Origin of the sequence: Schaedlerella arabinosiphila (assembly GCF_003885045.1) — a bacterium.
Classification (GTDB): Bacteria; Bacillota; Clostridia; order Lachnospirales; family Lachnospiraceae; genus Schaedlerella; species Schaedlerella arabinosiphila.
This window is the reverse complement of record NZ_RHJS01000002.1, coordinates 4557062-4568109: the sequence shown is the minus strand read 5'-3', so window position 1 is coordinate 4568109 and position 11048 is coordinate 4557062. Positions and strand designations below refer to the sequence as shown.

Sequence of the window (11048 nt, the reverse complement as noted above, 5' to 3'; positions counted from 1 at the left end):
GACAGCCTGCTGTTTTGAACAGTTACAAATGAAAATAGATTTACACATTTTTGCCGGACAGCACAGGTATGGAAACACCTGCGTTTCCGGCGATTGAAAAAGAGAAAGGAAGTGGAGAGGGATGGCGTTATTCGGCGATTTCAGTAAAAAGATTACAGTTACCAGTCAGACTATGGTGCATAAGGCGAAGGGGATAGCAGATATTACAGGCATGAAAAGCCAGATAGCAGATGAGCAGAAAAAGATTGAGAAGTATTATCAGAACCTGGGGAAGCTGTATTATGACCTCAAGCGTGATGAACCGCTCCCGGAGCTTCAGGAGCTGGTTGCAATGATCAAAAGCAGTTATTACAAGATCGATGAGATCGATAAAGCAATCAAGGTGATTGAAAATACAAAGACATGCCCGGTATGCGGAACACCTTTGGACGACGATACGATTTTTTGCGTCGGCTGCGGAACCAGGATAGAGAATCAGAATGCTCCGGCTCAGAACAACGCCGTGCCGGAGAGCAAATTCTGTATCAGCTGCGGAAGCAAGATTCCAGGAGCGGCAGCATTTTGTACAAAGTGCGGGGCAAAGCAGAACTGAGATGCTGTATGTGATCGGAGAAAGACAAGATGAAAAAAGTGGATAAGGCTGTGACAGGGATATTGGTGGTCATTCTGATCGCTCTGGCGGGATTCTCTGTTTATATCATAAAAGAGACGGTCAGTGTTCGGAAAACGGCCGCAAAGCTGGAAAAAGAGGTCATGCAGATGGAAAGTGAAGCAGAGGATCAGGAGAAAGCAGGGAAGCAGCTCCAGGAAGAGATCACATTTGCAAAAGGAAAGCTGGGGGAATCCCGAAACGCAGATCACTCGGAGGAAGTACCGCAGAATGAAGCGGCGCCGGTCAGTGCGAATGGGAAAAAGGTAGCGATCGACCCGGGGCATCAGGGCTATCATGTGGATATGAGCGACCTGGAGCCAATGGGACCGGGCTCCCAGGAAATGAAAGCAAAAGCTACGTCAGGGACTCAGGGAAGATTTACGGGAGTCCCGGAGTACGAGCTGACCCTTGCAGTATCCATGCAGCTTCGACAGGAATTGGAGACGCGCGGTTACGAGGTTCTGCTCACAAGACAGGATAACGACACGGCGGTCAGCAACAGCGAGCGGGCTCTTCTGGCAGCGGATTTTGGGGCGGATATCTACGTGCGGATCCATGCAAACGGAAGCGAGGATTCCGGCGCGAACGGCGCTCTTGCCATGGTCCCGTCCATGGAAAATCCATATGTGTCCCATCTCCATGAGAAGAGCTATGCATTGGGAGAACATGTGATCAATGCATACTGCCAGTCATGCGGACTTGCCAATCTGGGAGTACAGCTTTCTGATAATATGACGGGGATCAATTGGAGCCAGATGCCGGTCATGATTTTAGAGATGGGATTTATGACTAATGAAAGCGATGACGTGAATATGCAGAACGCAGATTTTCAAGTGCTGATGGTACAGGGGATTGCAAATGGGATTGACCAGTACTTTGCCGCGGGCAATTGATAAGGTGATACAGGGATGAGGAAAAAAAATAATCGAAATGCATTCAAGGGTATCGTGATTTTATTATTTTTGATCCTGCTGTGTCTGGCAGGAAATGTATACCTGCATCGAAATCTGGAGCAGGAAAGGACTCAGGTCAGGGAACTGGAGAAAGAGCGGCAGGTCCTTGAGGAGAAGAAAGAGCAGGCTGCTGCGGATCAGAAAGAACTGCAGGAGGAGCTGGAGAAAACCAGAGAAGCTTTGGATTCACAGGAACGTGGCCATACCCTGGATGCCGGCGGGAGCGGGGAGCAGGATGAAAATAGCATTTCTGTTCCGGCAGGCATAGAGCCGGTCCGTGAGAGTATCCTGGCAGTCATTTCAGAGCGGATGAACTCCGGGGAAAACTGGCAGGTATCTGTGCGCAGGCTTTCCGACCATGCGGAAGAAGCAGTCGGAAGCGGACAAATGACGGCCGCCAGCCTGATAAAGCTTTATATCATGGGCGCCGTATATGAGAATTACGATGCATTGACAGGCCGAAACGGAAAAGACTATATTGATGCTCTTCTCCGCGGCATGATCACGGTCAGCGACAACAATGCTGCAAATGCTCTGACGGAGCTGCTTGGCCAGGGCGACGCGGCAGCAGGCCGGGCTGCGGTCAGCGATTACTGTGCCAGAAATGGCTATGCCGATTCCAGCATGGGGAGGATGCTGCTGGAGACAGGGACAGATTCCGAGAACTATACTTCTGCAAAGGACTGTACGGTATTTTTGGAACGCGTTTACAATAAAGAAATTCCCTGTGCAGAGGAAATGATGAACCTGCTGAAGCAGCAGGAAAGAGTGGAAAAAATACCGGCAGGGATACCGGACGGTGTGACCGTGGCCAATAAGACCGGTGAGCTGGATCGTGTAGAGAATGATGCCGCGGTCGTGGTTACGGAAAATAGTCCCTATATTTTGTGCGTGATGTCTGAAAATCTCGGGGACACAGCATCAGCAAGACAGGCCATTGTCAGCATATCCTCGGAAGTGTACAATTATATCATGGGACAGGAATGACAATGGATGGGGCTGTCGGGAAATAACGATTTATGCCCCTGATAGGTAAGAAAAAACAGTCCGGTAAAAATTCAGGCTTTTTCAAGGCCCTGGATTTTTACCGGACTGTTTCCTTCTTTCAGCAGCATCTATTTTAGGGCGCAAAATCCCCTTGTTTGGATTTTGAGAAGCGCTCCTTTGGCTAAGCGGCTTTCTGCTCCTTTTTTCCTTCATATTTTTCAATTTCATGATGGATAAATCGGTGGTATTTCATGATGTTTCGACCGATTGCATACAGCATAAACTCTTTATATACTTTTTCCGCTGAACGGTAATTGAACCTTCGGAAGTCCTCGTTTTCTTTTATGTCCCCAAAGTGTCCTTCCGTCTGGATGGAGCGTGTCTGCCGTTTCAGGATACCCGTCTCACTCTGGATGTTCGCATTGGATTCTTCTTTCAGTTTTTCCCATCGTTCGTTGATCTTCATGACCTTGCTTCGATCCGGTTTCTTTTCGGCATCATATTTATAAAGACACTTCGCTTTGTGCTCACAGCCGCTGCAGTCCGTACATTCATATACCTCAAGTGTCTGGGTATATCCAGCCTGTTCTCTGCTTTCTGTCCGGATATGGCGCAGCTCCCTTCCATCATGGCAGATGTAATAATGCTCATCTTCAAAGACGGCGTATGTCATGTTGTAATACTTTCCGATCTCGTCCTTGTATGCCCGGGTCTTCCGTTTCTCATGATCCTGGAGTTTGATATAGCTTCGGATTCCGTTCTTCTCCAGATACATCAGATTCTTTTCGCTGCAGTAGCCACTGTCGGCAGTCACTGCCTCCAGGGTATCTCCGAATGCTCTCTGATGCTTCTCCAAAACAGGGATCAGCGTATTGTAATCCGTCCGGTCGCTGCTCACATAACTATGGACAATGAAGTAATTCTCTACCGCGATCTGGACATTGTATGCCGGCTTCAACTGCCCATTCAGCATATGGTCCTCTTTCATCCGCATGAACGTTGCTTCCAGATCCGTCTTGGAATAGCTGTTACGGTCTTTCCCCATAATTTCAAAGCATTCCTTATATTCCATAAGACGCCTGCCGCATTCTTCCAGTTCCTCATAAAGCTTCTGGAGCTCTGATTTATGCTTTCCCTTTCCGCTGACTAACAGAATCCCTTCGCCTTTTGCAATCTCCACCAGATTCTTCTGCAGTTTTAAGATTTCAAGCGGAGAACAGTGATCAATCTCAATGAGGGTATTGTTCGAGATTTTCTTATGCTTTGTCAGTTTCCGCCGCCTGTTTTCTTCGATCACTTTCCTGACCTTTTCCATCCCCTCGATCATGAACATCCGTGCTTCTCCAAGATCGTATTTTGGTCCATATTCATTCTCATACAAAAATGCGTTGTACTTTGTATAAAGGGCATCTATGGTGTCCAAAAGACCGGCAAGATGATAGTTTATGCTTCCACGCCAGACAAACGTATATCGGTTTGCATTCGCTTCAATCTTTGTCCCATCAATGTAGAGTTCTTTCAGCGTAATGAGTCCTTCCTTTTGCAGGCGGCGCATAAACTGATGGTTCAATTCATCCAGGATTTCGCCCGTCAGTTTTTTTCCTTTAAAGTCATAAAAAGCATCTCTATGGGGCTTCTGCCCTTTGGTCAGCCAGATAAAGGCAAGATCCCTCCGGCACAGATCCACAATACGGTCAACCGCCCGGACTCCACGCATATTTGCGTAAGTAACCACAGCATACAACATGATTGGATTATACCCGGTTCTTCCCTTATCTGAATAGCAGGCCAGAAGGCCTGAAAAATCTAATTCCTCCATTACTTTTTTCAGGGTATAGACTGGATCGTCGTCGGGTAAACCCAATTCATAGAAACTGAAGTTGATTTTTTGTTGCCCTATATCAAAAAAGTTGTTATAATAATCTTGTTTTAGCATAGTTCCATTATAACATGGAGCGGAGAAAAGATGGTTGTTGTTAGCCATCTTTTTTCTTTTTTAATGGATAAATTTCAGTGGGAGGTGTGATCCGCATGGATCACACCTCCCACTGTGTAGGGCTATCTATTTCCCGACAGCCCCATTTCATTATGTATCGCGTTCAAAATCCAGTCTGTACAATGCGACCAGGTGAAATTACGGGTTACCTTATTACAGGCCCGTTCCGATAGAAGATTCGATATTGTAAAGAAGAACAGAAGCCCTACCGTATCGGTTATGTCCCGGGAGCATTTGACCTGTTCCATGTGGGACACCTGAACCTGCTGCGCCGCTCAAAATCCCGATGTGAATATTTGATTGCCGGGGTACTTACAGATGAGCTGTTTGAACACTTTAAAAAGAGAAAGCCGGTGATCCCTTACGAACAAAGGGCGGCGATCGTGTCAGCGGTTTCCTATGTAGATCGTGTAGTACCAGTAGACTTTTCCAACACTTATAAGATTGACGCTTGGAAAAGATATCATTATGACTGCCACTTTTCCGGCAATGATCATGGTGCGGACTGGACACGTGACCTGGAGCAGCTTCGGGAAGTGGGGGCGGATATGGAATTTTTTGAATATACAATGGCTACCAGTTCGACTGCTATCCGGGGGAAGATGGATCTCGGAGACAGATGAAAGGAAAGAACCGGCAGCAGGAAGAAAGTAACGATTGTGCGCCTTTGTTTTCTTATGCTATTATTTTAAGAAAGCGGATTTAGCATTTGGGAAAGGAGGCACAATATTATGTCAAGACCAGTTGGTATTGGAATGCAGGACTTTGAAAAGGTGATTACGGAAAACAATTTTTACGTGGATAAGACGCTGTTTATCAAGGAGTGGTGGGAGAATAAGGATGAGGTTACCCTGATCACCCGCCTACGCCGTTTCGGCAAGACGCTTACTCTTGACATGGTAGAAAAGTTCTTTTCACTAAAGTATGCGGACAGGGGAGATCTGTTATTTGCTGGAAAATTTATATTCAGAAAATATTTTTTTGTTAGGAAGCGGGATCTTAACGCCATCGGAAGAGGCTTTTTTCAAAAGAGTTTCTGCAGATATGGGAGATGCAGAGGCAACTCTGGCGCTGCATGAATTGTCAAAATATCTCTGCAGATTTTATGGGAAGAAAGTGGTCATTCTGTTGGATGAATATGATACTCCCATGCAGGAAGCGTATGTATATGGGTATTGGGAAGAACTGGCAGAATTTACCAGGAGCATATTCAATTCAGCCTTTAAGACAAATCCTGATCTCGGCCGTGCGATCATGACGGGGATTACCAGGGTGAGTAAAGAATCAATCTTCTCTGATTTGAATAATCTGGAAGCAGTTACGATTATTTCGGAAAAATATCAGGATTCCTTTGGCTTTACACAGGATGAGGTTTCAGAGGCATTAAGGGAATATGGGCTGTCAGATAAGGAGGAGGAAGTAAGAGCCTGGTATGATGGCTTTACGTTTGGGAAAAAAACAGATATTTATAATCCGTGGTCGATCATTAACTATTTAGATAAAAAGACTTTTTTTTCATACTGGGTGAACACCAGCAGCAACAGCCTGGTGGGAAAGCTGATCCGTGAAGGAAGTCGGGACGTGAAAATGGTTATGGAAGACTTGCTCAAAGGCGGGAAACTTCATACGTATATTGATGAGCAGATGGTGTTCAGCCTGTTGGACACCAGGGAAAGTGCAGTATGGAGTCTGCTGCTGGCAAGCGGGTATCTAAAGGTGGAGAGATTTATTCCGAATGAGAAAAGAGGAAAGCATGGATATGACCTTGTATTGACAAATCAGGAAGTCCGCATGATGTTTGAACAGATGATAGAAGGATGGTTTTCAGATTTTACCCCATCCTACAATGATTTTATCCGCGCATTGCTCCGCGCGGATTTGAAGAGTATGAATGCCTATATGAACAAGGTTGCGCTTGAGACGATCAGCTATTTTGATACGGGAAAAAAGCCTTCAGAAGCAGCTGAACCTGAAAAGTTTTATCATGGCTTCGTTCTTGGCCTGATCGTAGACCTGGCAGACAGATATATGGTGACTTCGAACCGGGAAAGCGGATTTGGCCGTTATGATGTCATATTGGAGCCGCTTCATAGTAAGGACGATGCCATTATCCTGGAATTTAAAGTGTATGACCCTGAGGAGGAAGGCTCACTGAAAGATACGGTGAAATCAGCATTAGCACAGATCGATGAGATGCAGTATGCTGCTTCACTGGAAGCCAGGGGAATATCGCCGGAACGAATCAGAAAGTATGGATTCGCATTTGAAGGGAAAAAAGTTTTGATCGGATAGTGAACCAGGGAGAGCACACCCAAAAACTACTTTCGGATCACAGGGAGGAAAACATGGCGACATTGCATGTAAATGAAGAACAGTTAAGTACCCAGCGCCGCACGCAGATGGATCAGATCATCTTCAATTATCTGGACGTGCAGACAAAGGATTATTATGACGAGGAGATTTCCGATGAATACCGTTTTCCGGTGTGGTATCAGCTCTCCAGCCTGAGGACGGGTTTATTGAGTTGGTATCCTTTCCGGAAAAATGCAGACCTGCTGGAGATCGGAGCAGGATTCGGCGCCCTGACGGGAATGCTGTGTGATAAATGCATGACAGTGACTGCTACAGAACGCTCTGCCCACCGCGCGTCTGCGATTGCCAGGCGCTGGGGATCGAAGGAGAACCTGCATGTTTATGCCGGCGAATGGAGTGAGATCGCCTTTGGAAAAAAGTTTGACTATATTGTGATCACCGGAATCATGGAACGTGCCTGTGGCGGTTCGGCAGACAGGAATGATTACGCGCGGTATTTGAAAAAGGTATCAGGCCTTCTGAAGGAAGACGGCATTCTGCTTCTGGCAGTTGACAACCGTCTGGGGCTGAAATATTTCTGCGGGGCAAAAGAATCCCACGGAGGAAAAGCGTTCGAAGGAATTGCGCATTATCCGCAGGGGACACGCGCCTACTCTTTCAGCCGAAGTGAACTGAAGGACATCATAAACCGGGCGGGGCTTGTACAGATGCAGTTTTATTATCCGCTGCCTGACTATAAACTGCCCCAGCTGATCTATTCGGATGATTTTCTGCCGGAGCAGAACTTAAAAGAGCGGCTGATTCCATATTACCTGGATCATAATACGCTGGTGGCGTCGGAGCAGGAGTTGTATCGGGATGTAGTGGAAAACGGGACATTTCCTTTTTTTGCAAATTCATTTCTCGTGGAATGCGGCAGAAGGGAGGGACTCCGGGCACAGGAAATTTCTGACTATGAGACAGTGAACCAGGGAGAGAACATATCGGCAGACGCTGGACATTCTGCAGAGAGGAATCGTGTAATCTATGCTGCAGTTTCCACAGATCGGGGACGTGAGCGGGGGTATGCGACTGCGATCCAAAAGAACGGCATAGTGAGAAAAGCACCGCTGTTTCCGGAGGGAAAAGAAAATGCCCGCCGTCTGTATGAGAATATAAGCGATCTGAAGCAGCACCTGATTCCTGCAGCGGAGCATACAATACTGCCGGATGGGAGCCTGGAACTGCCTTTTGTACCATGGCCTACGTTATCCAATTATATGAAGGGAATTATAAGGGAAGACCAGGAGGAATTTTTATCTCTGATAGACCGGATTTATGAATATATCCTGCAGGCATCCGAAACTGTATCTGCAGGGACAGATGCCGAACTGCCGGGGCTGCAGGATCTGGACTGCGGTCCGATCTTAAAAAAGGCTTACATGGAACTGATTCCTCTGAATTGCTTTTATAACCCGGATACAAAGGAATTTCTTTATTTTGACCAGGAATTTGTACGGGAAAATTATCCAGCGAAATATGTCCTGTTCCGTGCTATACACTATATTTACTGCTTTACCCCGAATGCGGAGCAGTATTACCCAAAGAAGAAGCTGATTGAAAAATATGGTATGGAGCAGACCTGGGACATCTATATGCAGGAGGAACAGCGCTTTCTGGATGAAGTGAGGAACCACAGAAAATACAGGCAGTTTTATCGCTGGGCAGCGGTAGACCAAAATCAAATCCGGGAAAATGTAAAGCATCTGAGTACAGAGGAAGAAGTTATTGCGGATTATAAAATTTCCGACAAGATGAAAAAAATCTGGAAGATAGAGCTTGCCATGTTAGAAGATGTGGAACGTATCTGCAAAGAACATGGACTTACCTGGTTTATGGTGCATGGAAGCCTGCTGGGTGCTGTCCGACACAAAGGGTTTATCCCATGGGATGATGACATTGATATTGCAATGCCTAGAAAAGATTATAATAAATTTTTAAAATATGCCCGGAAGGAACTTAAGGAGCCCTTGTCTCTCCACACTCCAGAGACGGAAAAGGATATATTCTGGGGAGGGTTTGCGCGGGTGCGGAACAGCCGGACGACGGGAATTGAATTGAAGGAACTGGAGCATAAAGGCAATCTGGGAATCTGGATCGATATCCTGCCGCTGGATGTATGCACCATGGATGATAAAAAGTTCGAGGAAAAGGAAAAGCTGATACTGCATTGCCACCGCCTTTTACTGGCAAAGATTTATGGGAAGGATTATAAGGCATACGGCGACATGAACGCATGGCAATGGAAAAACTACCGGATGCTTGCCAGCCTTTATAGCCATGAAAAGCTCTGCCGCATGCTGAACGGTGCAATGCGTCTGTATACGGATGAAAATTCGGAGGATGTGGCATTTTTTAGCGGCTACCATAAGCACAGAAGGCTGAATGCAGAGGACTTCCGTGAAATTACGATGCTTGACTTTGAAAACCGTAAGTTTCCGGCTCCAAAAGGGTATGACAATTACCTGTTTATGACGCTCGGAAAGGACTATATGAAGTATCCTCCGGAAGAGGAGCGGAAGCCAAAACACTCCGGGATCTTCAACCCGGACAGGCCCTATACGGACTACCAGCGGATGCTGACCCACATGCTGGACGGCGCGGAAGGAAAGAAGGTTATTTTATTCGGTACAGGGCTGATGTTCGAGGACTACATGGAAAAGTGGGGGAAGAAGTATCCTCCGGAGTTCCTGGCAGACAATGATAAGAATCGCTGGGGACGGAAGCGGCTGGGGATTCCTGTCAGGCCGCCGGAGGAAATTTTGAAAATACCGGAAGAGAAACGCCGGCTGATCATCTGCAGCTTCTATTACAAGGAAATCCAGAAGCAGTTGGAGCAGATGGGGATTCGGGATTACCGCGTGTATATTCAGCGTATGGACTGGATTCTCGAGGCAGAGGAGAGAGGGGCTGAATAGGCTTCGGACGCTGCGTGAATCGCATTCAAAATCCAATCCGTACAGTTTTTCCAGGTAAAATGGCGAAGTACCTTTTCATACCCTCTGGTGATAATCGCTTCTGCATGTTCGGTATCATGCAGAAGCTTTTCCGCAATCCCCGGAAGCAATTCCAGGTGCTTGAGATCATACAGGGCAATGTCCTCTCCGTCTGTAAAATTTTCTGTGATCCATCTGCTGGAATCGGTAAGGGGCAGGGAATGCTGAAGCAGTGTATTAAAGATCCGGTCATGCGTTCCTGCCTTAAACCATGGAAATACATTCAGGTTGATCCTGGCGTCTGCCATATAAGCCAGTGTTTCCATATAGGGGATACGGTCATCAATTCGGTGTACATTTGGATATCCGGCTGAACTGTGGTTTTCCCAGCCGCGTCCAAGAAGGTGCAGTTCAAGGCCGGCATCGGCAAGGGCTTTTACTACACGGTCCCTCTGATACATGCGGATAGCCCAGTCGATAGATTCCGAGCAGCCTAACAGGATTTTCAGGTTCTCCTCTCCGAGTGAAACATTTTTTTCCTTTGCCACATTATAAAAAGCCTGTTCTATTGTAAGGCTGCTGTCTTTTATAAGACACTCAAAAATAGAAAGATAAAAATTATATACATCCGTACCTTTTTCAAACAGATCCTCTATTTTTGCAAGCATACTTTCCGGACGGTAATAAGTACCTGAAAACAAAATGTCATATTTCTTTTCTTTATACGGAATAGCGGGAGCGTTTTTATCCGGCATGATTCCAACGTGGGGCATAAAATCCACAAAAGCTACGGATTGTCCAAAATATTTTTTTACGTATTCCACATGATCCCGATCACAGCAGAACAGAAGGTAATTCTGGGGATGCTTTTCTAATGTGGGATGGAAACGCAAAGGAGGGTCCATCAATATATCTACGACAACTGTCCGGTAAGCATTCCAGATATCAATAAATATATCTTCCCTGGTCCCAAGGCCGTCAAAGCAGATAGCTGCGTCCACTTTCTCGGCGATAAATTCTGAAAAATGTGCAAAGGAATGGGGGCTTTCCATCGGCGGGTTTTTAAGATCCAGTATAAAAGTTTTATGCCCAAGTGTATGCAATTCAGCAGCCAACAAATCTGTAAAGCAATTAAAAGATTCTACTTCTGAATAAAATAATGCAATTCTCAT

Annotated in this window: 7 protein-coding genes and 1 pseudogene; 6 read left to right on the top strand and 2 right to left on the bottom strand. The window is 46.2% G+C overall.

What is annotated here, in order from left to right:
• Positions 1 to 121: 121 nt before the first annotated feature.
• Genes EBB54_RS21560 through EBB54_RS21550 form a run of 3 tightly spaced genes read left to right on the top strand, consistent with a single transcriptional unit; the run spans position 122 to position 2592 of the window.
• Complete coding sequence (locus EBB54_RS21560; RefSeq protein ID WP_125128931.1) at positions 122 to 592, top strand: zinc ribbon domain-containing protein; 471 nt, start codon at positions 122 to 124, stop codon at positions 590 to 592.
• 29 nt (positions 593 to 621) lie between these two features.
• Positions 622 to 1545, top strand: a complete 924-nt coding sequence (locus EBB54_RS21555) for an N-acetylmuramoyl-L-alanine amidase family protein (protein WP_125128930.1) — start codon at positions 622 to 624, stop codon at positions 1543 to 1545.
• A gap of 15 nt (positions 1546 to 1560) precedes the next feature.
• Positions 1561 to 2592 carry a serine hydrolase gene (locus EBB54_RS21550; protein WP_125128929.1) on the top strand — a complete coding sequence of 344 codons (1032 nt, stop codon included), beginning with the start codon at positions 1561 to 1563 and terminating at the stop codon, positions 2590 to 2592.
• 181 nt (positions 2593 to 2773) lie between these two features.
• Here the strand turns inward: EBB54_RS21550 and EBB54_RS21545 are convergent, their stop codons facing one another.
• Positions 2774 to 4528 (bottom strand): IS1182 family transposase, encoded by a 1755-nt coding sequence (locus EBB54_RS21545; protein WP_193554377.1) that lies wholly within the window; start codon positions 4526 to 4528, stop codon positions 2774 to 2776.
• A 236-nt stretch (positions 4529 to 4764) separates the two neighbouring features.
• Here EBB54_RS21545 and EBB54_RS21540 point away from each other — a divergent pair, with 236 nt between their 5' ends.
• From EBB54_RS21540 to EBB54_RS21530, 3 genes and pseudogenes are all read left to right on the top strand, one after another.
• Complete coding sequence (locus tag EBB54_RS21540) at positions 4765 to 5211, top strand: adenylyltransferase/cytidyltransferase family protein (protein WP_125128927.1); 447 nt, start codon at positions 4765 to 4767, stop codon at positions 5209 to 5211.
• 108 nt (positions 5212 to 5319) lie between these two features.
• Positions 5320 to 6880 (top strand): annotated as a pseudogene (locus EBB54_RS21535) (AAA family ATPase).
• 53 nt (positions 6881 to 6933) lie between these two features.
• Positions 6934 to 9858 (top strand): LicD family protein, encoded by a 2925-nt coding sequence (locus tag EBB54_RS21530; protein ID WP_125128926.1) that lies wholly within the window; start codon positions 6934 to 6936, stop codon positions 9856 to 9858.
• On the opposite strand, the gene EBB54_RS21525 is transcribed toward EBB54_RS21530, so the two are convergent.
• Positions 9810 to 11048, bottom strand: a complete 1239-nt coding sequence (locus tag EBB54_RS21525) for a glycosyltransferase family protein (RefSeq protein WP_125128925.1) — start codon at positions 11046 to 11048, stop codon at positions 9810 to 9812. The two genes, EBB54_RS21530 and EBB54_RS21525, sit on opposite strands and share 49 nt — an antisense overlap.